This is a genomic window from Methylobacterium sp. Leaf100 (assembly GCF_001422845.1).
GTDB lineage: Bacteria > Pseudomonadota > Alphaproteobacteria > Rhizobiales > Beijerinckiaceae > Methylobacterium.
Genome location: NZ_LMMW01000001.1, coordinates 475,995 through 497,901, shown reverse-complemented (window position 1 = coordinate 497,901; position 21,907 = coordinate 475,995). Strand labels below are relative to the sequence as shown.

Sequence of the window (21,907 nt, the reverse complement as noted above, 5' to 3'; positions counted from 1 at the left end):
CGCAGCACGATCAAGGGGAGGGTGGCACTGAGGCGCAGCCGATGACCCTGTCAAGCCGCCGGCCGGGCCACGTCGCGCGTCAGCCTGGGACAAGATTGGTTCCCTAGGAAGCGGATATCGAATGCATTCGGAGCGCGCGGTGACAGGCGTCTATCTTTTCGACCTCGCCTCGCAGCAGGCCCGGTATCTCGGCGTGCGGCAAGCGACCATCGCCAGCAACGTGGCGAACGCCAACACACCCGAATACAAGGCCCGCGATGTCGTGCCCTTCGCCGACGTGATGGCCCGCACCGGCGCCGCCGGTCTCGCGATGACGGCGAGCACCCACGTCGCCTCGGAAGAGGGACGCATCCCCACGAAGCCCGTCACGGCGGCGGACGCCTGGGATGCACTGAGCACCGGCAGTTCCGTGAGCCTCGAGCAGGAGATGCTCAAGGCCGGCGAGGTCAGCCGCGACCACGGGCTCAACATGGGGATCGTCAAGGCATTCGACCGGATGCTGAAGGCGGCGGTGCGCAGCTGATGATCGATCCCCTCGCCGCCTCGACCCGTTTCGCCAGTGCCGGCATGGAGGCGCAGTCCTTGCGCCTTCGCATCGCCGCCGAGAACGTCGCCAACGCCCAGTCGGTGGGCGATTCCCCCGGCGCCGACCCCTATTCGCGCAAGACCGTCAGCTTCTCCGCCGCCATGGACCGCGCCGCCGGCGGGTCCAGCGTCAAGCTGCGCAGCATCGGTACCGACACCAGCCCGTTCCGCATCGAGCGCGATCCGGGGAGCCCGGCGGCGGATGCCGAGGGCAACGTCAAGCTGCCCAACGTCAATGCCCTGATCGAGATGGCCGACATCCGCGAGGCCAACCGCTCCTACGAAGCCAACGTGCAGGTGATCAAGCAGGCTCGCGCCATGGTCTCCAGCATCATCGACCTCCTGAGAACGTGAGTTTGCGCCGATGATCGAAGCCCTCGCCTCGCTTTCGGCCTTCGACAGGGCCGCCGGCCTTTCCGGTCCCGCCGCCGCCGCTCCGTTGCGGCCGGCGAGCTTCGCCACCATGCCGGCGGCGTCCACGGGCGGCGCCCTGCCGGGGGCCGATTTCGGCGACGTCATGGCCCAGCTCGCCGCCGGGGTCCGCACCTCGCTGCGCACCGGCGAGGCCACGGCCATCTCGGGGATCCAGGGCAAGGCCTCGACGCAGCAGGTCGTGGAGGCGGTGATGTCCGCCGAGCAGAGCCTGCAGACCGCCATCGCCGTACGCGACAAGGTCGTCGCCGCCTATCTCGAACTCAGCCGCATGGCGATCTGAGGTCGGCGCAGCGCTTCACGACAAGAACCGGTTCCCCTTGTTCGGGCTGAGGCTCGAAGGACTCCCAAAACCATGAGAGCACTCGCCATCGCCGCGACGGGTATGAACGCCCAGCAGATGAACCTCGAGGTCATCGCGAACAACATCGCCAACCTGAACACCACCGGGTTCAAGGGCGCGCGGGCCGAGTTCACCGATCTGCTCTATCAGGCCGAGCGCCAGCAGGGCGTCCCGAACCAGGCCGGCCAGGAGCCGGTGCCCGAGGGCGCGATGCTCGGCCTCGGCGTGCGCACGGCCGCCATCCGCAACCTGCACCGGCAGGGGCCGCTCGCCAACACCGCCAATCAGCTCGACATGGCCATCAACGGGCGCGGCTACTTCCAGATCACCAACCCCAACGGCGAGATCAACTACACCCGGGCGGGCTCGTTCAACCGCAACAACACCGGGCAGCTCGTGACCCTCGAGGGCTACACCGTCGAGCCCGCCATCACGATCCCGGCCAACGCCGTCGACGTGGTGATCAACGGGTCCGGTCAGGTCTTCGCCAAGATCGACGGCCAGGTCCAGGCCCAGAACATCGGCCAGCTCTCGCTCGCCAACTTCGCCAACGAATCCGGTCTCGAACCCCTCGGAAACGGCCTCTATCGCGAGACCGCCGCTTCGGGTGCCGCCGTGGTGGGGGTCGCGGGCGACCTGAGCTTCGGCAAGATCCAGCAGGGATACCTCGAGAGCTCCAACGTCGATCCGGTGAAGGAGATCACCAACATGATCACCGCCCAGCGCGCGTTCGAGATGAATTCCAAGGTGATCCAAGCCGCCGACGAAATGGCCGGCACGGTCTCGAAGGGCATCCGCTGAGTCAGCGGACGCCGCCCATCCCGAACCCACCCCGATTCCGACGCCATCGAACCCGGCCGGCGACGGCGGACCGCCCGCGCCCCGCGCGCCCGCCGCCCGGCCCTTCACAGCGAGGCACGACCACCATGGGCCATACGACTTTCGGCGGCGGATTCGCGGGTGGCCTCACGGGCCTGGCCCTGGCGCTCGCCTGCGCCGTCCCGTTCGGCCCCGTCTCGTCCCGGGCCACCGAACTGCTCCTGCCGGTGCCCACCGTGACGATCTACGCCGGCGACGTGATCAAGCCGGGCATGCTGCGCCTCCAGGCCTACCCCGAGAGCTTCAAGGCGCGTACCGCCGTCATCGACGCGCCCATGGCCATCGCCGGTCGTACGGCGCGGCGGATGCTGCTGCCGGGCGAGCCCGTGCCCGTCAACGCCGTCGAGGATCCCCGCCTCGTGAGCCGCAACGTGGCGACGCAGATCGTGTTCGAGGAGCAGGGCCTGCTCATCACCGCCGTCGGTTCGCCCCTCCAGAACGGGGGACTCGGCGAGACCATCCGGGTGCGCAACGCCGATACGGGACGCATCGTCCTCGGCACGGTGATGGCCGACGGACGCATCCGCACCGGCTCCGGCCAGTGATGCGCCTCTGGTTCCTCGCCCTGGCGCTTGTCCTGGCCGCGCTGCCCGCCGAGGCTATGGGCACGCGCATCAAGGACATCGCCAACCTCAAGGGCGTGCGCGACAACCAGCTCGTGGGCTACGGCCTCGTCACCGGCCTGCAGGGCACGGGCGACACCCTGCGCAACGCCCAGTTCACCGAGCAATCCCTGCAATCCATGCTCGACCGCATGGGCATCAACGTCCGCGATGCGCGCCTGCGCACCCGCAACGTCGCCGCCGTGATGGTGACGGCCGACCTGCCGCCCTACACCGGCACCGGCTCGCGCATCGACGTCACCGTGACCTCCCTCGGCGACGCCACCTCCCTCAAGGGCGGCACCCTGCTGATGACGCCCCTCATGGGCGGCGACAGCCTGACCTACGCCGCCGCCCAGGGACCGCTCGCCGTGTCGGGCTTCGCCGTGGGCGGCGCGGCAGAGACCATCACGCAGGGCGTGCCCACCGCCGGGCGCATTCCCAACGGTGCGATGATCGAGCGCGAGGTGCCGGGTACCTTCCGCGACCTGCCCGAACTCGTGTTTGAACTGAAGAACCCCGACTTCAAGACCGCCACGATGGTGGCCGACGCCATCAACGCCTACGCCCTGCAGCGTTTCCGCCGCCGGGTGGCCACCGCCCGCGACCAGCGCGCCATCGCGCTCATCCGGCCGCCGCAGGTGACGCAGACCCGGTTCATCGCCGAGATCGGCGATGTCACCGTCCAGCCCGATGCGCCGGCCCGCGTCGTGGTGGATCAGCGCACCGGCACGGTGGTGATCGGACGCAACGTGCAGATCTCCACCGTGGCCGTGACGCACGGCAACCTGACCGTACGGGTGACGGAAACCCCCGAGGTGGCCCAGCCGGCCCCGTTCTCCAACGGCGTCACGGCCGTGGTTCCGCGCACGGAGGTCGCCGTCAACGAGCAGTCCGGCCGCATGGCGATCATCGGCGGGTCCGATCTCCAGACCCTGGTGCGGGGCCTCAACAACGTCGGCCTGAAGCCCAGCGACATCATCTCGATCCTCCAGGCGGTGAAGACCTCCGGGGCCCTGCAGGCGGAGCTCGTGGTTCAATGAGTTCGACGAAGGCTCTGCGAATCGCCGGCGAGGCGGCCCGGATGGTCGTCCCGGGCCACGCGCGGACGGTTCCGTCCCGGGGGCTTGCCCCGATGGCCGTGCGGATGCTGGTTTGCCTGGGGCTGCTTGCCGTGGCCTCCCTCGCTCTCGGTCCCGTGCGCGCCCAGGGCAGCAAGCCTGAAGGTGGCAAGCCTGCGGTGTCCGGCCTCAATCCCGGCCCGTTTCCGAAGTCGACTCCGGGCAAGTCCAAACTCGCCGACATCAAACCGATCGACACCAAGCTGGTCGAGTCGAAGCCGGCCGAGGTGGCGCCCGACGCCGTGCGGCTTCCCGAGGTCGCTCAGGTGGCCGAGGTCCGGTTGCCCGAAGCCCCGGCCGCGCCGGAGCCGGCCAGATCCGCGTCCGCCAATGCCACCCCCGCCAAGCCGTCGCCCTACTGCGCCAGCATCGCGGACGCGGCGGCCGATGCCCGCTTCGCCTGGCAGAAGGAGCAGCTCGCGATCCTGGAAAAGCAGGTCGACGAGCGCATCCGGCGCCTCGAGGAGAAACGCGCCGAGTACGAATCCTGGCTCGCGCGCCGTAACGAGTTCCTCGCCAAGGCCGATACCGGCGTGGTGGCGATCTACCAGAAGATGCGCCCCGACGCCGCCGCCCTCCAGCTCGCGAACATGCCCGACGAGGGCGCGGCCGCGATCCTGACGAAGCTCAACGCCCGCACCGCGAGCGCGATCCTGAGCGAGATGGAGGCGGCCCGCGCCGCCCAGCTCGCCCGGATGATGACCGATGCGGGCAAGAAAGCCCGTGAAAGCGAGAAATCCTGATGCCTGCCACCCGTCTGCGCGCCGGCTTCGTCCTGGCACTCCTCGCGCCTGGGCTCGGGGCCTGCAACACGCCCATGGCCCAACTCGGCCAGCCGCCCCTCCTCACTCCGATCGGCACGGGCCTGTCCCCGCCGCGCGAGGCCCTGCCCACCACCTTCGGTTCGCTCTCGCGCCGGACCTACCACTCGACTTGGTCGCCTTCGAGCGTCGACCTGTTCCAGGACCCGCGTGCGCGCAACATCGGCGACGTGATCACGGTGTCGATCCTCATCGACGACAAGGCCCAGTTCGGCAATTCGAGCGACCGCTCGCGCAGCCAGAAGTCGAGCCTCGGTTTCGATTTCGGCTACGGCGTCTCGGCGCTCAGCGACAAGGCGACGGCCGATGCGGGCATCCGCTCCGGCACCGAGACCAAGGGGGCGGGCAACATCGACCGGTCCGAGGTGCTGCGCCTGTCGGTCGCCGCCATCGTCACCGAGCAGATGCCCAACGGCAACATGGTGATCTCGGGTTCGCAGGAGGTCCGGGTCAACAACGAGGTGCGCGTGCTCAACGTCGCCGGCATCGTCCGCCCGCGCGACATCTCACGCAAGAACACCATCGACTACGACAAGATCGCCGAGGCGCGCATCTCCTACGGTGGGCGGGGGCGCATCACCGACGTGCAGGGCCCGAGCGTCGGCCAGCAGGTCTTCGAAACCCTGGCCCCGTTCTGACGCCCCCCTGAAGCGGAGACGCACGCGATGGCGGCCAAGGACGACATGAAGAAGGGCGGCGGCAAGGGCTGGATCGCCGCCCTGGCGCTGGTGAGCCTCGTCGCCATCGGCACCGGCGGAGGCTTGGGGATGTATCTCCTCTCCAAGGTCGAGAAGGCCGTCGACAGCAAGACGAAGGAGGCCGAGAGCAAGGCGGTGAAGGTGCTGAAATACACCGGTGATCTGGCCCTGCGCCCCGTCGGCTCCGTGGTGACCAACCTCGCCGATTCGGGTGATGCCTGGGTGCGCCTCGAATCCTCCGTGGTGTTCAAGACCGGCGCCGTCCCCAATCCCGATATCGCCCTGGCCGAGATCCGCGCCGACATCGTCGCGTATCTGCGCACGGTCTCCATGCGCCAGATCGAGGGAGCCAGCGGCCTCCAGCACCTGCGCGAGGACCTCAACGAGCGCGTCGCCCTGCGCACCAAGGGTCAAGTGCGTGAACTGATCGTCGAGATGCTGGTGGTGCAATAGCGGGCACCTTCCCTCCCCCTTGCGAGGAGGAGAGCCGCCAGGATCGACGCGGGCGCGACCAACGGAAAACCCCATGAGACGCATCACCACCCTGGCCTTCGCGGCCGCAGCGACCCTCGCCTTCACGGGCGTGGCCGGCGCGCAGTCGGCCACCGGCCTGCCGGCCCTCGATGCCCTGCTGCCGGCCGGCAACGGCGCCGCGAGCGGGCGCATCCTGCAGCTCGTGGCGCTCCTCACGGTGCTGTCTCTGGCGCCGGGCCTCCTCGTGATGGTGACGAGCTTCACCCGGTTCGCCATCGCGTTCTCGTTCCTGCGCTCGGGTCTCGGCCTGCAAAGCACCCCGGCCAACATCTTCCTCGTGTCGCTGTCCCTGTTCATGACGTTCTACGTCATGTCGCCGACCTTCGACCGGGCCTGGAACGAGGGGCTGCGGCCGCTGACCGAGAACAAGATCACCGAACTCGAGGCGATTCCGAAGATCGTCGAGCCGTTCCGCGAGTTCATGGTGGCGCATGTCCGCCCCAAGGACCTCCAGACCTTTACGGATCTCGCCAGCCGCACCATCCCGAAGGCCGAGGGCGGCGAGACCGTCGACCTGCGCATCCTGATCCCGGCCTTCATGATCTCCGAGTTGCGGCGCGGCTTCGAGATCGGCTTCCTCATCGCCCTGCCGTTCCTCGTCATCGACATGATCGTGTCCACGGTGGTGATGTCCATGGGCATGATGATGCTGCCGCCGACGGTGATTTCCCTGCCGTTCAAGGTGCTGTTCTTCATCCTCATCGACGGCTGGAACATGCTGGTGAGCGGGCTGGTGCGATCATTCTTTTAGGCGTTCCCCCAAAAGGTTCCCGTCCGGCATCGCATTTCGATGATGCGGCGCAATCTCCGCGCAAGGCAGCATCGTGAAAAGGGCTCCATCAGATCGCGGGTCTGAAGCGGAGCAGCCCACCGAATGTCCGGTCTCCAACACGCCGAACGCCTCTGGAACAACATCCTCGCCCTCGGGGGACGGCGGATCGCCGCCCTCTCGCTCATCGGCGTGGTGGTCTTCCTCGCTGTCGGTCTCGGGGCGTACTACCTCAGCCGCCCGGCCCAGGAGACGCTCTACACCGGCCTCAGCCGTGAGGATGTCGGGCGCATCGGCAGCGTCCTGAAGGACGCCAACATCCCGTTCGACGTGAGCGCCGACGGCGCCGCCGTCCTCGTCTCCTACGGCAACACCGCCACGGCCCGCATGCTGCTGGCCGAGAAGGGCCTGCCGCAGAGCGCGAAGTCCGGTTACGAGCTGTTCAACGATCTCGGCTCCCTCGGCATGACCTCGTTCATGCAGGAGGTCACCCGCGTCCGCGCCCTGGAGGGCGAGATCGCCCGCACCATCCAGGGCATGAAGGGCGTGAAAGCCGCCCGCGTCCACATCGTCCTGCCCGACCGCGGTTCGTTCCGCCGCGACCAGCAGCCGCCCTCGGCCTCCGTCGTCGTCCGGACCGAGCCCGCCGACGACGTCAGCGGCGCCCAGTCCATCCGCCACCTCGTCGCCTCGGCGGTGCCCGGCATGAAGCCCGACCGCGTCACCGTGATCGGCTCCGGCGGCTCGCTGCTCCTGTCGGGCGACGACACCAACGCCCAGCCGACCGGCAAGATGGCGACCCTCGAGAAGACCATCGGGCACGAGGTTCAGGACAACATCCGCCGGACCCTGACCCCCTACCTCGGCGTCGGCAATTTCGAGGTGAGCGTCGCCGCCCGCCTCAACACCGACAAGACCGTCAAGAACGAGACGATCTTCAACCCGGACCAGCGCGTCGAGCGCTCGACCCGGGCCGTGCGCGAGACCGAGAACGCCCAGAACCGCAACGCCGCCAAGACCACCTCGGCGGCCCAGAACCTGCCCGACGCCCGCACCCGCTCGGACGGCAACGACTCCTCCAGCAACGAGACCCAGAAGCGCGAGGATCTCACCAACTACGAGATTTCCTCGCAGACGATTCAGACGGTGAGCGACGGCTACGCCATCCGCCAGATCTCCGTCGCGGTCCTCGTCAACCGCGCGCGCCTCGCTTCCCTCGCCGGCCCAGACGCCACCAAGGCCCAGATCGACGCCCAGGTCGCCGAGATCGAGCAGCTCGTCGGCTCGGCCGCCGGCTTCAACAAGGAGCGCGGCGACAACGTCAAGGTCGCGGCCGTCGGCTTCGTCAACGACGGCCAGCCCCTGGAGGCCGTGCCGCCGCTGGGGATCATGGACGTGCTGATGCGCCAGTCGGCCACCCTCATCAACGCCGGCACCATCCTGCTGGTGGCCGGCCTGCTGATCTGGTTCGGCCTGCGCCCGGCCATGCGCGCCATCCTCGAAATCCCCGCCGCCCAGCAGGAAGAGGTTCTGGCGTTGGCCGCCGCGACGGCCGCCGCCAACGGCAACGCGGCCCTTGCCGACGGAACCGCGCCGGGGCTGGCCCTCGGGAACAGCGCCGTCGGCGCCGGCGATGTGCCGAGCCTCGCCGCGCCCGCCGGTGGTGTCGCCGGCATGATCGAGGACCTCGCCGACAAGCTCGCCCGCTCGCCGCAGAAGCGACTGGAGCAGATGATCGAGACCGACGAAGCCCAGGCCGCCGAGATCCTGAAGCGCTGGCTCCTGCGTGAGGCCGCGTGATGGCCCCCGCGATCGCCCGCCTGCTCCCCGACTTCTCCGTCCCCGCGACCGCGTCCCGCCCTCCGGCCGCATTCCCTGCGTCGGCGAATTCCGACGCGTCCGAAGGTCTTGCCGTTCTTCTGCGTGTGCCCTCGCCGGCCGTCCCCGCTCCCCCGCCGGAGGACCGGGCCGCGCTTCTCAAGGACGCCGAAGCCCGTGGCCGGGCCGAGGGGCGCACCCAGGCGCAGGCCGAGTCCGCCGCCGCCCTGGCCTTCGCGCAGGCCGATTTCGACGCCCGCCTCGCGGCGGCCCGCGCGGATTGGTGTGCGGCCGAGAGCGATCGCCTCGCTGCCGGATTCTCCGCCGCGATCCATGCCCTCGGGGGCCAGCTCACCGACCGCGTCGGAAATCTGCTGGTGCCGGTGCTGACGGCCGGCCTCCGGCGCCAGGCCGTGGACGAACTCGCCCTGACCCTCGCCCAGCTGCTCGGCGATCCGCGCCACGCCCCCGTGCGGATCGGTGGGCCGGCCGACCTCCTCGACGCCCTCGCGGGCAAGCTCGGCGCGGTGGAATCGACCGTGGCCTTCAGCCCCTCCGAGACCGTCGAGGTCACGATCCAGTCGGACCAGACTTTGATCGAAACGCAGCTCGGCGCCTGGGCCGGACTGCTCACCGCCGCCGTCGAAGGAGCCTAGCGCGATGGCTGACGATCACCACGAGATCATCATCATCAAGCGCCACGCCGACCACGACGAGGGTCACCACGGCGGCGCCTGGAAGATCGCGCTCGCCGACTTCATGACGGCCATGATGGCCCTGTTCCTGGTGCTGTGGCTCATCGGCTCCACCACCAAGGAGACGAAGACCGCCATCGCCCAGTACTTCAATCCCGTGAAGCTCGCCGACGTCACCTTCGATCGCAAGGGCGTGCGCGATCCCACCAACACCCCCGGCGAGCCGTCCCCCGAGGACGGCAAGGCCGAGGAGGCGGGTGGCAAGGGGGATGGCAAGGCAGAGGGGAAGGGCGACGGCAAGGGCGCCGATGCGGCCCCGGGCAGCCGTGCCCGCGAGGCCGCCCTGTTCCAGGACCCCTACGCGGTCCTGGCCAAGCTCGCGGCGGAGGCCGAAGCCGAATTCTCCAGCGCCGACACCGTCGCCTCCGAGACCGGCGAGCCCGGCATCCGGGGCGGCGAGGCCGCGCGCGATCCGTTCGATCCGCTCTACTGGCAGGTCGCCCCCGTGGCGAAGGCACGGACGGAGCAGCCGGGCTCCGCCGCCACGGTCAGCCCCCTGCCGCAGGAGGGCCGCCTCGACGCGCGTGCCGCGACTGCGCCGGCCAAGGGCACCGCATCGACCGGCGCGCCGAAGCCCGCGCCGATCCAGCTCGCCTCGGCCCTGCCCGAGGACGGCGAGATCCGTTTGCCCGCCCCCCTGCCGATGACCCCGAAGCCCGCCGAGGCCGCCGCGCCGAAGCCCGCCGAGGCCGCCGCGCCGAAGCCCACCAAGGAGAACCGGGAGAAGGAAAACCGGGAGGCGAACGCGGTCAAGGCCGCGGCGGACGCCGCCGAGACGGCAGCCGTCGCCGCCCTCAAGGCCGAGATCGCCAAGGCGGTGCAGACCCAGGGCAACGCCCCGGCGCCCCGTGTCGAGGTCCGGCGTACGGGCGAGGGCATCCTCATCAGCCTCACGGACGATGTGAGTTTCAGCATGTTCGGCGTCGGCTCGGCCGAGCCCCAGGCCAAGGTGGTGCGCGCCCTCGAACAGGTGGCCCGCATCCTCAAGGACCGGCCCGGCCAGGTGATCGTGCGCGGCCACACCGACGGGCGCCCGTTCCGCTCCGAGACCTACGACAACTGGCGCCTGTCCTCGGCTCGGGCCCAGATGGCCTCCTACATGCTCGTGCGCGGCGGCCTCGCCGATGCGCGCCTGGAGCGGATCGAGGGCTACGCCGACCGCCAGCCGCGCAACCCCGCCGACCCGAAGGCGGCCGAGAACCGCCGCATCGAGATTCTTCTGCGCGGGCGACCCGAGTGACATCGGTGCCGAAGGATCGCCGGGGCTCTCATAGTCGCGACGGGCTCCCTCTCCTGGAAGGAGAGGGTTGGGGTGAGGTGCGTGGCTTCTCCGGAAAGGTCGCACACCTCACCCTGTCCCTCTCCTGGAAGGTGTGGGGACCCGCGCCCGGATCGACCTGGTGGGCGAACGTGAAGCTGCGGTCGCGCCTCGCCATCGTTGCCTTGGCCATGGGCCTGTTCGCGCAGCCCCTTGCGTACGCCGCCGATTCCCACGGCGGTGGCGGACACGGCGCGGCGCCGGCCGCCCCCATCGATCCCCTGCCGGTCAAGCCCTACACCGTGCCCGTCGAGATGGTGCGGACCCTGCAATTGCTGCAGGATCGGATCGCCCAAGGGTCGGGGCCGGCGCATACGGGCCAGCGCGCCCTCCTGGCCCATGCCGAGGAGCGGATGCGCGCCCTCGAACCGGAGGCCTGGGCCGATCCGGTCAACATCCGCGCGGCCGTCACCTTCGCCCTTGGTGGCGGCGGCCCGGCGCTCCTGCGCCACATCCTCGCCTCGTCCAAGGTTCCTGCGGACAGCACGCCCCTGGTGCTCGGCTCCCTCGCCTTCCTAGAAGGGCGCGAGAAGGAAGCCCGCACGCTCCTGACGAAGATCGACGCCGCCTCCGTGCCCGTGGGCCTCGGGGCGCAGCTCGCCCTGACCCAGTCGGCCCTGGTGGTGCGCGACGACCCCGCCCAGTCGATCCGCCTTCTCGACCTCGCCCGTCTGCTGGCACCCGGCACCCTGGTGGAGGAGGGGGCGCTCCGCCGCGAGATCTTCGTCCTGGCGCAGGGCAACGACCTCGTGAAATTCGAGGCCCTGGCGATCCAGTATCTCCGCCGGTTCCGTCACTCGGTCTATGCCGGCAACTTCCGCCAGCGTTTCGCCGCCGCCCTGACCCGCCTCGATTTCGGGGCCGAAACCGGCCGTTTCGCCCGCCTGCAGGCGATGCTCGACGAGATCGAGCCCGAGGGGCGACGCGACCTCTACCTCCTCGTGGCCCGCGCCGCCCTCGACCAGGGTAAGAACGCCACCGCGATCTTCGCCGCCGAGCGCACCGTGACCCTGACCGAGCCGGGCTCCGTCGCGGCGATCCGGGCACGCCTCTACCGGGCCGCCGCCCTCGTGGTGGTGGACGGCCGGTTCGAGGAGAGCGTCGAGACCCTGCGGATGACCGACCGCAGCGTCCTCGCGGCGGCCGACCGCGACCTCCTCGATGCGGCGCTCGCCACCGCGCGGGAGATCCGCGACGTGCCGGGCGTCCCGGACGCGCCCCCGCCTGCGCCGGAGCCGTCCCGGCTCGCTGCCCGCGAACTTCCGACCACGCCCGCCATCGCCCGTGCCCAGGGGGCGATCGGCCAGATCGACGACCTGATGAGGAAGAGCGGCCGATGAACACGTTCGCTGCGATGAAGCCGGCGCCTCGTCCGGCCGAGGCCGTCGCAATCCGAAGCGGGGCGGAAGCCGTCGAGGCGTCGGCGGACGGCGTCGCCGAAGCGTTCGGTGCCGTCCTCGGCGCGCTCCAGGAGGGTCGTCCCGCCAAGGAGACGGCCGGTCGCGCGGATAGGGCCGGCGACGAGGCGGCGTCCGGCGCGGGCCCGGCTCCGGCTGAACCGGCCAACCCCCTCCTCGGCCTCGTCGTCGCCGTCGATACGGGCACCGTCCCGCAACCGCCGGCGACCACCATGGACCCGGCGGCCCTCCAGGCGCTCCTCGCGCGGGCGGTACCGGGCGCCGTCCCTGCTCCCGTCCTCGCCCCCGCCGTGGCGCCCCGCGCGACCGCTGGGTCCGACCAAGCCGTGTCCGCGCAAGGCGCGGCCGTCCCGGTGGGCGTGGCGGACCTCGCCGCCGGGATCGCTCTGGCGGCCGGGGGGAGTGGGCAGGTCCGGAGCGGCCCGGTCCAGACCGCCCCGATGCAGGATGGTCCCACCCGGGCGGTTTCGGTCGAGGCCGATGCCGTGTCGCGGACCGTTGCCGAATCCCGTCCCCAGGTGACGATCCTCCAGCAGGAGACGCATTTCGCGCCGGTGAGGCCGAGGCTCGTCGCCGGGCAGGCCGCCGCGCTCCCCGCGTCGGCGGGCCAGGCCGGCGCCATCCCGGCGCCCGTCGCCCCCGCGCCGATCCTCCCGACCCTCGCCGCCGCCGTGGCGGACGCCGTGCCCGCGCGCGAGGCGGCATTGCCCCTCGGCGCCGCCGTCGGCGCTGGTGTGGCCGCCGTTTCCGCACCGACAAGCGCCCCGGCTGCCGCACCGTCCGCCATCGACCCTACGGTGCCCCAAGCCGTTGCCCCGGTGCCCCAAGCCGGTGCTCCGGTGCCACCGGCCGGATCGCTGCCCGCGCCGTCGGCCGAGCCATCCGGCAAGCCGCGCCGGGCCGAGGCCGCACCGGCCACGACGGAGACCGCGACGGTGGCCTCGCCGACGGTCCAGCGCCTCGCCGGCCAAGCGCTTCCCGTCGAGGCCGCCCAATCGACGGCGGGAGACGTTCTCACCGCCGAGGCCGGTCCGCGCGAGACCATCGCGCCCGTCGCCACGGCGCCGGCGGGCACCCTGCCGTCCGCCGCCCTCGGCGAGCCGGTCCGTCAGGTCGCCGAGGCCGTGGCCGCCGAACTGGCCCGTCCGGCGGCCACGGCCACAACCGCCGCCGCGACGCCCGGCACCGAGGGACCCCTGCGGCTCCTCACCATCCAGCTCCGGCCGATGGATCTCGGCACCGTCCTCGTGCGGATGCGCCTGCGCGACGGCCAGCTCGAGATGAGTCTCCATGCCAGCCGCGAGGAGACGGCCGCCCTCCTGCGCCAGGACGGCGCCCTCCTCACCGACCTGCTGCGCAACTCCGGCTACCAGCCGGACACCATCACCATCGCGTCGAACGGTGCCGGCGCTCCGTCCCAGGGCGAGGGCGGTCGTCCCGGTGCGGGGACGTCGTTCCAGCCGGGTGGCCAGGGCGGCCAGGCGCAGGGGGGCGCCAACCCCGACCAGGCCCCCCGGCGCGGGGGCGACACGCATGCGGATGAGCGAGCAGACCTGACCCATGAGCGGACCCATGAGACGATTTCTTCCGGCCCTGACCGCAGCGGCCTGTACCTTTAGGGGGATCTCGGCTGCGGTCGGGACCGCCCAGGCGGGTGTTCCCCCGGTGGCGAGCACGATCTGCGAGCGTGAGATGGCGGGCGCGGCGGCGAAGCACGGCGTGCCCCTCGGCGTGCTCTATGCCGTGGGCCTGACGGAGAGCGGCAACCGCGGCTCGCTCCAGCCCTATGCCATGAACATCGCCGGCAAGGCGTACTTCGGCACCAACGCGGCCGATGTGGTGGCGCGCCTCGGCGAGGCTCAACGCAACGGCGTGAAACTCGTCGATCTCGGCTGCATGCAGATCAACCACCATTACCACCGGGCGAAGTTCACGTCCCTGGAGGGGATGATCGACCCGGCGCAGAACGTCGAATACGCCACGCGCTTCCTGAAGGAGCTGAAGGCGCGCGAAGGCAGCTGGACCCTGGCGGTGGCCCGCTACCATGCCGGGCCCAACAACAATCCCGCCCAGAAGACCTATGTCTGCCGGGTGATCGCCAACATGGTGGCGTCGGGCTTCGGCGGTTGGACGCCGGGGGCCAAGACCTTCTGTCAGTGAGCGGCGCGTGGCGGCGTCGGCGGGCTACCCGACGAAGGTGTAGCCCATGAAGCGCTTGGCCTCGATGGGGTCGAAGCCGAGCCGGGCGGAGAGCTTCTTGCGCAGCTTGCTCACGTGCCCCTCGATGACGCTCTCCTCGACGCCGTTGCTGTAGACGCCGTAGACCACGTTGTAGATCTGCGTCTTCGTCATCCGCTTGCCCCGATTACGCACGAGGCATTCGAGGATGTGCCGCTCGCGACGCGGCAGGGCCAGGACTTCGCCGTCCACCTCCGGATCGCGGCCGTCGAAGAACACCTTGAGGCGTTCCATGGGGGCGGGCACGTCGCGAGGCGGAAGGGGAGCGCCGCCGTTGACCCGGCGCCAGATCGCCTCCGACCGGGCCAGGATCTCGCGGACATGGACGGGTTTGGGCAGCACGTCGTCGATGCCCGCCTCGAACAGCAGCAGCGTCTGGTCGAGGGACCGCACGTCGCTCAGCGCGATGATCGGCGCGCGCGAGAGCCGTCGGATGGTGCCGGCACACCTGGCCCTGTCCTCGAAATCACCCAGCAGGAAACCCTGAATCGCTTCACGGTCCAGGCGCGAGGACGCCTGGAACCAATTGGCGAACTCGTCCGGTGCCAGACCGAGGGACGAGATGCCCTCCCGGTCGAAACTGGCCTTGTACCCGGCGTTCACCGATTGCCGGGTGTCGACCAAGATATACATCCATCGCCTCCGACGTCGTGATGGTCAGCCCGCCGGGCTGCCATTCTCCCCCAGTGCTCCGGTGACGTCGTTGACCGGAGCGACTTATGACCGTTCTGCCTTGGATGGCTTGCGATCGAAGAAAGATCGCGGAGCCTATAAATCCTTGCCGAGTTTCCGCTTCTGTAGTTGCGAAGTTATCGGCGATCTTCGCTCTAAAGGCTCGATGGAGATAGAGTATTTTCAATATTGCCCGGCACGAGCCGCTTTATCCAGGTCTGCGTACGATCTGTGGTTGTTCGGTACGATGTCGTCCAAAGCTTTGCGTCATCCACCGATTCGCGTCTGCCGGATCATCCATGTCTGGCGCGCCAGGACAGGTCAATGCCCGATCCCCATAGGTCAGAGTTCCATCACCCGGCATCCATGGGCGTGGGCTCCGATCAAGTCTTGGTGGAATCCTAAAAAACGACGATCTCGGAGACCGCGTGCCCCGTCGCCGAGCGCGATCAGCCCGCCAGCGGGGAGAGCCGAGCCTCGGCCAGGGCGCTCGCGAAGCCGTCGAGGCAGAAGCCGGGTCCCTCGTCCGCCAGAATGCGCTGGATCGCCACACCAACGTAGACGCCGTCGAGGACGAGCTTGAAGAACACCGTCACGGGGGCGGTGACGAACTCCATGTCGAGGACGACGGTGAGGGAGCGTCCCCAGTCGAAGCGCACGTCGGCTCCGTCGGCATAGGCGATGGTCGCTTCCTTGAAGAACGGCTCGGCCGAGGAAGCGACGAGGTCGGCGATGTTGCCGTGGCGCTCGCCCTGCACCCATCCGATCAGGATGCCGCCGTCGAGGAGGCACAGTTCCGCGATGAAGTCCCGGATCGCCGTGGCGAACACGCGCTCGGCCGCCGCGAGCACGTCCGCGGTGTCGCCCTGGTGGGGGCTGGGCACGGTGTCCGGCAGGGGGTCCAGCATGGGCAAAACGCTCATCAGCGGGCTTTCGAGAACAGGAAGAACAGGACCTGGGCCACGGCGCTATAGAACTCCGCCGGGATCATCCGATCGATTTCGACACTGTCGTACAGGGACCTTGCGAGAGGCTTGTCTTCCACCACCGGAACGCCGTTCGCCTCGGCGATTTCGCGGATGCGCAGGGCGAGGAGGTCCTTGCCTTTGGCGAGAACCAGGGGGGCCGGCTGCTCGTCGCGATTGTAGCGGAGCGCAATGGCGTAGTGGGTCGGATTCGCGATCACCAGGGTGGCGTTCTTGACGTTGGCGAGCATGCGCTTGCGCGAACGGTCCTGGGCCATGGAGCGCAGGCGCCCCTTGACCAGGGGATCGCCCTCGGCCTGCTTGTGCTCGTCCTTGAGATCCTGCTTCGACATCCGGATCGAGCGCTGCCAGCGCAGGCGCGACCACACGAGGTCGGCCGCCACGATGACGATGGTGGCGATGCTGACCACCGACACGAGGCGGATCGCCACGGTGAGGATCAGTTCGGGGATTTGGCTCGGGTCGGAGAACATGGCATTCACGGCTTTGTTGCCCTCCGAGCGCAGGAGCAGCAGGGCGACGATGGTGACGCTCAAGAATTTAAAGAGCGATTTCAGGAACTCGACCTGACCGGCCTTTCCGAAGATCCGTCCCCAGCCCTTGGCCAGCGAGATCCTGGACCATTGCGGCCGGATGCGCTCGCCGACCACGCTCGGCACGTTCTGCACCAGGGAGGCGACGAGGCTGCACCCGCCGATGATCGCCAGGATCGGGAGCAGGAATTTGGCCGCCGACAGGGCAGTGCCTTCGAGGATGCGCGCGGCGTCCTGGCTGTTCTCCAGGGCGAAATCGCGAGGGTGGTCGATGAACGTCATGAGATCGCGCACCAGGGGGGCGGTCCCGTCGCGCACCACGAGGCTCAAGGCGATGAGCATCCCGAGGATCGAGGCGAACACGGGCGCTTCGCGGGAGAACGGGACGTCGCCCTTCTCGACGGCGTCGCGCACCCGTTTCTCGGTGGCGTCCTCGGTCTTGCTCTCCTGATCGTCAGACATGCACGGGGCCGCGCAACGCGGGCGCGGTCCGGTCGGCGATGCCCAGACCCGTCATGCGGTGCGGCGCCTCAGCGGACGAGGGGCTCAACCTCGCCTCCGGCATTGATCTCGATGTCGCCGCGCCCGGCCATCTCCATGGCGAGATCCGTGATCGAGCGCCGGGCTTCCAGCACGTCCTTCTGCGCGGCCGGCTCGCCGCCGTTGAGTTCGTGCTCGACCATGCGCTTCACGCGCGCCGACAGGGCGCTCAGAACCACGGTGCGGAACTCGGCGTCCGTGCCCTTGAGGGCCATGACGAGGCGGTCGTTCGGCACGGCATCGAACAGGGTGGTGCGCGCGCGCGGCGCCAGCTTGACGATGTCGTCGAAGGTGAAGAGCAGGCCCTTGAGGATCTCCACGGATTTCGGCCTGGATTCTCCGAGACTCGTCAGCACCTCGTCGATCTGCGTGCGCTCCATCTTGTTGATGATGTCGGCCATCTTGGCGTGGGTGTCGGCCCCCGAATTGCGCGAGCCGTTGATGAGGAAGTCGTCGTGCAGCGCGCGCTGGACCGCTTGCATGATCTCGTCGACCACGGGCTTGAACGTCAGCATCCGGCGCATCACCGTGTTGCGCAGGGGCTGGGGCAGGTGGGCCATCACCTTGGCGGCGGTGGCGGGCTTGATCCGGGACAGGATCAGGGCCGCCGTCTGCGGATGCTCCTTGACGAGGGTGCTCGCGAGCACGGTCTCGGAGACCTCCGACATCCGCTCCCAGACGGACCGGGTGGAATCACCGCGCACATCGGCGAGGATCTCGGCGAGCTGGGCCGCGGGAATCAGACCGGTGAGGAGCTTCTCCACCTCCTGCACGGTGCCGACGAGGCTGCCGCCGTTGGAGAACTCGCCCGAGAACGCATCCACGATGGTGTCGAGCTGACCGGCGCTGACGGAGCCGAGCTGCATCGCCGAGCGGGTGATGCGCTTGATCTCGTCGGCCTCGAAATATTTCAGCAGGCGGCCGGCCGCCGGCTTGCCCATGGCGAGCAGCAGGGCCGCGACCTCGTCCACGGGGGCGAGCTGGCGCGGAAGGCCCGGCGGCGCTTGCGGAATCGGCACGCTGCCCACGCTCATCGGCTCAGCCATTCTGTCCGGAATCCGCCGGGCCGACGATCTCCGTCAGGGAGACGCCGAAACGGGAATTGTCCTCCTCGACCACGACGATCTCGCCACGCGCGACCACGCGGCCGTTCACGGTGACGTCGACGGGCTCGCCGACCCGGTGGTCGAGGGAGACGATGGCGCCGCGCCCGAGCTTCATCAGGTCGGCCACCGGCATGGTCGCCGAGCCGAGGACCACCTGGATCAGCACCGGGATGCGCAGGATCGAGTCGATGTTGCGGTTGTCGCCGATGCGCGCCTCGGCGGCCGGGGCCGGAGACGCCGCCGTCACGGTGGGAAATACGGGGGCGGCGCCCGCCGGGGCGGTCTCCGCGTCGTCGAAGGGGCTGTTGCTCATCGTCCGCTCGTGGAGGGGTGACGTCGTGCGTCAGGATCGGAGGCGTCGGGGATCAGAGTCGGTCGAAGGCGCGAGATGGTCAACCGCCCGGGACCCGCGCCTGCCGGGCGAGGTCGTTCGCAAGGGCCCGGCGGCCGTTCTCGAGGGCGGCGAGGGTCGTGCGCGCCTCCTCGATCTTGCCGTCGAGGGCCTCGAGGATCGCCCGCCCCTCCGTGCTGAAGCCGCGCACGGCTTCGCCCGCCTGGCTCAGGGCGTGGCCCGACTGGGTGAGGATACGGCCGTACTCGGCCTGGGTCCGGTCGAGGCGCTTGAGCTTGAGATACATCGGCACCACGCAGGCGCTCGTCGCGATGAGCGCGAGGAGCAGGATGGTGTCAACCAGAGGCGTCATGGCACGAGGCCTTCCTTCTCGGGGGCGATGGCTTCGTCGATGCGCAGGACGTAGGAGCCTTGCGCCTGCCCCATATGGCACCAGAACAGCGGCCTGTCGTTGCCCTCGAGCTTCACCCGCGTGGTCGGGGTGGCGTCGAGCCCGATGACCTGGCCGACCTTGAGTGCGGAGATCTCGCCGAGGGTCAGGGTGCGCTCCTCCAGCACGGCGCGGAGCGTCACTTCCGCCTTCTGCACCTCGGCCGCGATCTGCTGGCTCCAGATGGGATCGCGGGCCACCGATTCCCCGGTGAGCACCTTGGACAGGCTCGGGCGCATGGGGTTGATCACCGATTGCGGGATGATGAGGAACATCTCGCCGCTGCGGTTGAGCGCCTGGAGCAGGAACTTCGCTTCCACCGCCTTGTTGCCGCGCCCGCCGATGACGGCGAACTCCATACGGGTCTCGGTCCGTTCCAGGCGGAACGGTGTGGCGGCCACGAGGGAGAACGAGGATTCGAGCGCCTTGCCGACCTGCTCCAGCACGATCTGGGCGATGCGGGTCTCGATGCCGGAGAACGGGCGCTCGTCCTCCACCGGCGGCTCGCCGCCATCGGACCCCAGCAGCACCTCCACCATGGTGAAGACGAAGTCGCGGTCGAGGCCGACGAGGATGTGGCTGTCCCAGTCGGGCGCGTGGAAGAGGCCCGCGATGGCGTTGTTGTCGTAGGCATCGAGCAATTCGCCGATGCGGCCGCTCTGGATGCCGCCGAGGGAAAAGTGCACCGGCGAGGCGACGAGGTGCTTGAGGTTGTCCGAGCAGCCCGTGGTCAGGCGGTCGAACACCACGCTGAGCATCGGCAGGCGGTCGAGGGACAGGCCGCCCGCCTCGATGAGGCGTGCGCGGATGTCGGTGTTCGGCGGTTTCTGGCCGGAGGGGTCCTCCGCTGGGGGGACCTGGGGCGTATCCATGGTCAGGCAGCCTCGCGCTGGGCACCGCCGTTCACGGTGGCGTTCTCGACCTCGTCGATGGTGGGGCGGTCGCTGAGCGAGATGCCCTTGCGGCCGTGCTCGACGGCGATCTGCGGCACGGCCCCGCTCATGTACGCGAGCAGGCTCTGTTTGACGATGATGTAGACGTGGGCCTGCTTCTCGCGGATCACCTTGATCTTCGTCGCGAACGGCGCGAGCACGCCGTAGGACATGAACACGCCGAAGAAGGTGCCGACGAGCGCGGCGCCGATGAGGCCGCCGAGGATCTGGGGCGACTGGTCCAGCGCCCCCATCGCCTTCACGATGCCGAGCACCGCCGCGACGATGCCCAGCGCCGGCATCGCCTCCGCCACCATGGTGACGGCGCCGTAGGGCTTGAGCCGGTCCTTGCGGTAGCCGTTGATCTCCTCGTCCATCAGGGCCTCGATCTCGTGGGCGCGGGCATTGCCGATGAGGATCAGGCGAGCGTAGTCGCAGATGAACAGGACGAGGTCGGCGTTCTTGGCGATGGCCGGATAGGCCTTGAACAGTTCGGAATTCGCCGGGTCGTCGAGGTGGGGCTCGACCTCGTTGCGGGGCTTGGCCTTCAGCTCGCGCATGAGGGCGTGGAGGAGGCCGAGAAGCTCGAGGTAGTCCTTGCGCTTGGGCACCTTGCCGGTGAGGGCGTCCATGCTCGCCTTGCCGGAATCCACCACCGTCTTCATCGGGTTGGCCATGACGAAGGCGCCGGCCCCCATGCCGCCGATGATCACGAACTCCCAGGGCTGCCAGAGCACTTCGAGGTGCCCGCCCATGGCGACGAACCCGCCGAGCATGCAGCCGATTCCGATGACGAGGCCGATGACAATGCCCAAGGTCTCTGGCCTCCGCCGGTGTGAACGCGTGTCACGTCCTGAGCGGCGGAGGTACGGCGGCAGGCTTGTGCGGGGCTGGGACCCCTCAACGCGCGGGCGGCACGCGTTCCCGACCCTTGGCCGCCGTCGGGAACAGGACCGTCCCGGCCACGAGCCCGAGGAGTGCGGCGAGCCCGAGCCGGCCCCAGCCCGCGGGTTTCCCTCCGCGCGGCTTCGCCCGTGCTCGCGCGCCGGGCGAGGCGGTGTCGGGGCGTTGCCGGTCGTGGGCTTCGTCGAGGCTGCTCATGGAGATCAACGCCTTGGCGGCGGCCGCGTTGCCACGCCGCATGGGGCCGGCCTATAAACGCCGCCCATTCCCGATGCCGCGCGCCGTCGAGGAGGCCCTGCCTCCTCCGGCGCCGCTCCCTTTCGCGAGAGTCGATCACCCCATGGCCGGCCATTCCCAGTTCAAGAACATCATGCACCGCAAGGGCCGCGTCGATGCGGTCCGGTCCAAGATCTTCGGCAAGCTCGCCCGCGAGATCACGGTGGCAGCTAAGCTCGGCCTGCCGGACCCCGCCATGAATGCGCGCCTGCGCGCCGCCATCATCGCGGCCCGCGCCGAGAACGTGCCGAAGGACAACATCGAGCGCGCCATCAAGAAGGCGCAGAGCGCCGATTCCGAGAACTACGACGAGATCCGCTACGAGGGCTACGGCCCCGGCGGCGCCGCCCTCATCGTCGAGGCGCAGACGGACAACCGCAACCGCACCGCCTCCGACGTGCGCTCGGCCTTCACCAAGTCCGGCGGCAGCCTCGCCGAGACCGGCGCCGTCTCGTTCATGTTCGATCATGTCGGCGTGGTGGAATTCGACGCCGGGGTGGCGGATGCCGACACCATGCTGGAGGCCGCCATCGAGGCCGGCGCCGACGACGTGCGATCGGATGCAGACGGTCACGAGGTCACCTGCGCCCAGGACGCCTACGGCGAGGTCTCCAAGGCCCTCGAGGCGCGCTTCGGCGAGCCCCGCCGCACGGCGCTGGTCTGGAAGGCCCAGAACACCATCGAGGTCGACGACGAGACCGGCGAGAAGCTCCTGCGTCTCGTGGAGGTGATCGAGGATCAGGACGACGTCCAGAACGTGTTCGTGAACTTCGCCCTGTCGGAAGCCCTGATGGAGAAGCTGGCGGGCTGAACGGTCCCGTCTCGTCGCAGGGGCGGTTTCCGGAT

The 21,907-nt window shown here is 69.5% G+C and carries 25 protein-coding genes and 1 pseudogene; 17 read left to right on the top strand and 9 right to left on the bottom strand.

Going from position 1 to position 21,907, the window contains the following annotated elements; genetic code table 11:
* The first annotated feature begins 121 nt into the window (after window positions 1-121).
* The 16 genes and pseudogenes from flgB to ASF25_RS02320 all read left to right on the top strand — a co-directional run bounded on the left by flgB (window position 122) and on the right by ASF25_RS02320 (window position 14,253).
* Window positions 122-523 carry a flagellar basal body rod protein FlgB gene (gene flgB / locus ASF25_RS02395; RefSeq protein WP_082478753.1) on the top strand — a complete coding sequence of 134 codons (402 nt, stop codon included), beginning with the start codon at window positions 122-124 and terminating at the stop codon, window positions 521-523.
* Window positions 523-939 carry a flagellar basal body rod protein FlgC gene (flgC, locus tag ASF25_RS02390; protein WP_056166410.1) on the top strand — a complete coding sequence of 139 codons (417 nt, stop codon included), beginning with the start codon at window positions 523-525 and terminating at the stop codon, window positions 937-939. The genes flgB and flgC overlap by 1 nt, the downstream gene beginning before the upstream one ends.
* 10 nt (window positions 940-949) lie before the next feature.
* The gene (locus tag ASF25_RS02385) at window positions 950-1,300 is read left to right on the top strand and encodes a flagellar hook-basal body complex protein FliE (RefSeq protein ID WP_056303006.1); all 351 of its coding nucleotides are present in this window, start codon (window positions 950-952) and stop codon (window positions 1,298-1,300) included.
* 72 nt (window positions 1,301-1,372) lie between these two features.
* The gene (gene flgG / locus ASF25_RS02380; RefSeq protein ID WP_056166416.1) at window positions 1,373-2,161 is read left to right on the top strand and encodes a flagellar basal-body rod protein FlgG; all 789 of its coding nucleotides are present in this window, start codon (window positions 1,373-1,375) and stop codon (window positions 2,159-2,161) included.
* A 125-nt stretch (window positions 2,162-2,286) separates the two neighbouring features.
* On the top strand, window positions 2,287-2,784 hold the full coding sequence (flgA, locus tag ASF25_RS02375; protein WP_082483590.1) for a flagellar basal body P-ring formation chaperone FlgA: 498 nt from the start codon (window positions 2,287-2,289) through the stop codon (window positions 2,782-2,784).
* Complete coding sequence (gene flgI, locus ASF25_RS02370) at window positions 2,784-3,884, top strand: flagellar basal body P-ring protein FlgI (RefSeq protein ID WP_056303005.1); 1,101 nt, start codon at window positions 2,784-2,786, stop codon at window positions 3,882-3,884. The genes flgA and flgI overlap by 1 nt, the downstream gene beginning before the upstream one ends.
* A 434-nt stretch (window positions 3,885-4,318) precedes the next feature.
* Window positions 4,319-4,705 (top strand): annotated as a pseudogene (locus ASF25_RS23955) (MotE family protein); the annotation flags it as partial.
* The gene (gene flgH / locus ASF25_RS02360) at window positions 4,705-5,421 is read left to right on the top strand and encodes a flagellar basal body L-ring protein FlgH (RefSeq protein ID WP_056166424.1); all 717 of its coding nucleotides are present in this window, start codon (window positions 4,705-4,707) and stop codon (window positions 5,419-5,421) included. The pseudogene ASF25_RS23955 and the gene flgH, both read left to right, overlap by 1 nt.
* A 27-nt stretch (window positions 5,422-5,448) precedes the next feature.
* Complete coding sequence (locus ASF25_RS02355; RefSeq protein ID WP_056303003.1) at window positions 5,449-5,934, top strand: flagellar basal body-associated FliL family protein; 486 nt, start codon at window positions 5,449-5,451, stop codon at window positions 5,932-5,934.
* 73 nt (window positions 5,935-6,007) lie between these two features.
* Entirely contained in the window at window positions 6,008-6,766 is a 759-nt protein-coding gene (gene fliP, locus ASF25_RS02350; RefSeq protein WP_056166428.1) for a flagellar type III secretion system pore protein FliP, read from the top strand.
* Window positions 6,767-6,889: 123 nt separating this feature from the next.
* Window positions 6,890-8,584 carry a flagellar basal-body MS-ring/collar protein FliF gene (fliF, locus tag ASF25_RS02345; RefSeq protein WP_056166431.1) on the top strand — a complete coding sequence of 565 codons (1,695 nt, stop codon included), beginning with the start codon at window positions 6,890-6,892 and terminating at the stop codon, window positions 8,582-8,584.
* 125 nt (window positions 8,585-8,709) lie between these two features.
* Window positions 8,710-9,258, top strand: coding sequence for a hypothetical protein (locus tag ASF25_RS02340; protein ID WP_156368829.1), 549 nt, complete (start codon window positions 8,710-8,712; stop codon window positions 9,256-9,258).
* Between the two features lie 4 nt (window positions 9,259-9,262).
* On the top strand, window positions 9,263-10,597 hold the full coding sequence (locus tag ASF25_RS02335; RefSeq protein WP_056303000.1) for a MotB family protein: 1,335 nt from the start codon (window positions 9,263-9,265) through the stop codon (window positions 10,595-10,597).
* A gap of 77 nt (window positions 10,598-10,674) precedes the next feature.
* Window positions 10,675-12,015: a chemotaxis protein MotC gene (locus ASF25_RS02330; protein ID WP_244472868.1), complete on the top strand. Its 1,341-nt coding sequence runs from the start codon at window positions 10,675-10,677 to the stop codon at window positions 12,013-12,015.
* Entirely contained in the window at window positions 12,012-13,712 is a 1,701-nt protein-coding gene (locus ASF25_RS02325) for a flagellar hook-length control protein FliK (protein WP_056302998.1), read from the top strand. The genes ASF25_RS02330 and ASF25_RS02325 overlap by 4 nt, the downstream gene beginning before the upstream one ends.
* Complete coding sequence (locus ASF25_RS02320) at window positions 13,666-14,253, top strand: lytic transglycosylase domain-containing protein (RefSeq protein ID WP_082478751.1); 588 nt, start codon at window positions 13,666-13,668, stop codon at window positions 14,251-14,253. The genes ASF25_RS02325 and ASF25_RS02320 overlap by 47 nt, the downstream gene beginning before the upstream one ends.
* Window positions 14,254-14,277: 24 nt before the next feature.
* On the opposite strand, the gene ASF25_RS02315 is transcribed toward ASF25_RS02320, so the two are convergent.
* The 9 genes from ASF25_RS02315 to ASF25_RS02275 all read right to left on the bottom strand — a co-directional run bounded on the left by ASF25_RS02315 (window position 14,278) and on the right by ASF25_RS02275 (window position 21,025).
* On the bottom strand, window positions 14,278-14,964 hold the full coding sequence (locus ASF25_RS02315) for a response regulator transcription factor (protein ID WP_056302996.1): 687 nt from the start codon (window positions 14,962-14,964) through the stop codon (window positions 14,278-14,280).
* A 488-nt stretch (window positions 14,965-15,452) separates the two neighbouring features.
* Window positions 15,453-15,926, bottom strand: coding sequence for a hypothetical protein (locus ASF25_RS02310; protein WP_244472867.1), 474 nt, complete (start codon window positions 15,924-15,926; stop codon window positions 15,453-15,455).
* Window positions 15,926-16,984, bottom strand: a complete 1,059-nt coding sequence (gene flhB / locus ASF25_RS02305) for a flagellar biosynthesis protein FlhB (protein WP_056166451.1) — start codon at window positions 16,982-16,984, stop codon at window positions 15,926-15,928. Before flhB ends, ASF25_RS02310 begins: the two co-directional genes overlap by 1 nt.
* Window positions 16,985-17,052: 68 nt before the next feature.
* Window positions 17,053-18,108: a flagellar motor switch protein FliG gene (locus ASF25_RS02300; RefSeq protein ID WP_156368828.1), complete on the bottom strand. Its 1,056-nt coding sequence runs from the start codon at window positions 18,106-18,108 to the stop codon at window positions 17,053-17,055.
* Entirely contained in the window at window positions 18,101-18,481 is a 381-nt protein-coding gene (gene fliN, locus ASF25_RS02295; RefSeq protein WP_056166453.1) for a flagellar motor switch protein FliN, read from the bottom strand. The genes ASF25_RS02300 and fliN overlap by 8 nt, the downstream gene beginning before the upstream one ends.
* Window positions 18,482-18,560: 79 nt before the next feature.
* On the bottom strand, window positions 18,561-18,872 hold the full coding sequence (locus ASF25_RS02290; protein ID WP_056263474.1) for a hypothetical protein: 312 nt from the start codon (window positions 18,870-18,872) through the stop codon (window positions 18,561-18,563).
* Window positions 18,869-19,822: a FliM/FliN family flagellar motor switch protein gene (locus ASF25_RS02285; protein WP_056263476.1), complete on the bottom strand. Its 954-nt coding sequence runs from the start codon at window positions 19,820-19,822 to the stop codon at window positions 18,869-18,871. The genes ASF25_RS02290 and ASF25_RS02285 overlap by 4 nt, the downstream gene beginning before the upstream one ends.
* A gap of 2 nt (window positions 19,823-19,824) precedes the next feature.
* Window positions 19,825-20,697: a flagellar motor stator protein MotA gene (gene motA, locus ASF25_RS02280; RefSeq protein WP_056302994.1), complete on the bottom strand. Its 873-nt coding sequence runs from the start codon at window positions 20,695-20,697 to the stop codon at window positions 19,825-19,827.
* An 85-nt stretch (window positions 20,698-20,782) separates the two neighbouring features.
* Window positions 20,783-21,025: a hypothetical protein gene (locus ASF25_RS02275; RefSeq protein ID WP_056302992.1), complete on the bottom strand. Its 243-nt coding sequence runs from the start codon at window positions 21,023-21,025 to the stop codon at window positions 20,783-20,785.
* A 100-nt stretch (window positions 21,026-21,125) separates the two neighbouring features.
* Here ASF25_RS02275 and ASF25_RS02270 point away from each other — a divergent pair, with 100 nt between their 5' ends.
* Window positions 21,126-21,872 carry a YebC/PmpR family DNA-binding transcriptional regulator gene (locus tag ASF25_RS02270; protein ID WP_056166467.1) on the top strand — a complete coding sequence of 249 codons (747 nt, stop codon included), beginning with the start codon at window positions 21,126-21,128 and terminating at the stop codon, window positions 21,870-21,872.
* The last annotated feature ends 35 nt before the right edge of the window (window positions 21,873-21,907 follow it).

What these genes read in the sequence shown, in the direction of transcription:
- ASF25_RS02355 (WP_056303003.1), top strand. Translation starts at nt 5,449, where the DNA reads ATGGCGGCCAAGGACGACATGAAGAAGGGCGGCGGCAAGGGCTGGATC.
- flgH (WP_056166424.1), top strand. Translation starts at nt 4,705, where the DNA reads ATGCCTGCCACCCGTCTGCGCGCCGGCTTCGTCCTGGCACTCCTCGCG.
- ASF25_RS02285 (WP_056263476.1), bottom strand. Translation starts at nt 19,822, where the DNA reads ATGGATACGCCCCAGGTCCCCCCAGCGGAGGACCCCTCCGGCCAGAAA.
- ASF25_RS02385 (WP_056303006.1), top strand. Translation starts at nt 950, where the DNA reads ATGATCGAAGCCCTCGCCTCGCTTTCGGCCTTCGACAGGGCCGCCGGC.
- ASF25_RS02320 (WP_082478751.1), top strand. Translation starts at nt 13,666, where the DNA reads ATGAGACGATTTCTTCCGGCCCTGACCGCAGCGGCCTGTACCTTTAGG.
- ASF25_RS02270 (WP_056166467.1), top strand. Translation starts at nt 21,126, where the DNA reads ATGGCCGGCCATTCCCAGTTCAAGAACATCATGCACCGCAAGGGCCGC.
- ASF25_RS02300 (WP_156368828.1), bottom strand. Translation starts at nt 18,108, where the DNA reads ATGGCTGAGCCGATGAGCGTGGGCAGCGTGCCGATTCCGCAAGCGCCG.
- fliF (WP_056166431.1), top strand. Translation starts at nt 6,890, where the DNA reads ATGTCCGGTCTCCAACACGCCGAACGCCTCTGGAACAACATCCTCGCC.
- ASF25_RS02335 (WP_056303000.1), top strand. Translation starts at nt 9,263, where the DNA reads ATGGCTGACGATCACCACGAGATCATCATCATCAAGCGCCACGCCGAC.
- fliP (WP_056166428.1), top strand. Translation starts at nt 6,008, where the DNA reads ATGAGACGCATCACCACCCTGGCCTTCGCGGCCGCAGCGACCCTCGCC.
- flhB (WP_056166451.1), bottom strand. Translation starts at nt 16,984, where the DNA reads ATGTCTGACGATCAGGAGAGCAAGACCGAGGACGCCACCGAGAAACGG.
- flgA (WP_082483590.1), top strand. Translation starts at nt 2,287, where the DNA reads ATGGGCCATACGACTTTCGGCGGCGGATTCGCGGGTGGCCTCACGGGC.
- flgB (WP_082478753.1), top strand. Translation starts at nt 122, where the DNA reads ATGCATTCGGAGCGCGCGGTGACAGGCGTCTATCTTTTCGACCTCGCC.
- flgI (WP_056303005.1), top strand. Translation starts at nt 2,784, where the DNA reads ATGCGCCTCTGGTTCCTCGCCCTGGCGCTTGTCCTGGCCGCGCTGCCC.
- ASF25_RS02275 (WP_056302992.1), bottom strand. Translation starts at nt 21,025, where the DNA reads ATGCGGCGTGGCAACGCGGCCGCCGCCAAGGCGTTGATCTCCATGAGC.
- flgC (WP_056166410.1), top strand. Translation starts at nt 523, where the DNA reads ATGATCGATCCCCTCGCCGCCTCGACCCGTTTCGCCAGTGCCGGCATG.
- ASF25_RS02325 (WP_056302998.1), top strand. Translation starts at nt 12,012, where the DNA reads ATGAACACGTTCGCTGCGATGAAGCCGGCGCCTCGTCCGGCCGAGGCC.
- flgG (WP_056166416.1), top strand. Translation starts at nt 1,373, where the DNA reads ATGAGAGCACTCGCCATCGCCGCGACGGGTATGAACGCCCAGCAGATG.
- ASF25_RS02315 (WP_056302996.1), bottom strand. Translation starts at nt 14,964, where the DNA reads ATGTATATCTTGGTCGACACCCGGCAATCGGTGAACGCCGGGTACAAG.
- fliN (WP_056166453.1), bottom strand. Translation starts at nt 18,481, where the DNA reads ATGAGCAACAGCCCCTTCGACGACGCGGAGACCGCCCCGGCGGGCGCC.
- ASF25_RS02310 (WP_244472867.1), bottom strand. Translation starts at nt 15,926, where the DNA reads ATGAGCGTTTTGCCCATGCTGGACCCCCTGCCGGACACCGTGCCCAGC.
- ASF25_RS02290 (WP_056263474.1), bottom strand. Translation starts at nt 18,872, where the DNA reads ATGACGCCTCTGGTTGACACCATCCTGCTCCTCGCGCTCATCGCGACG.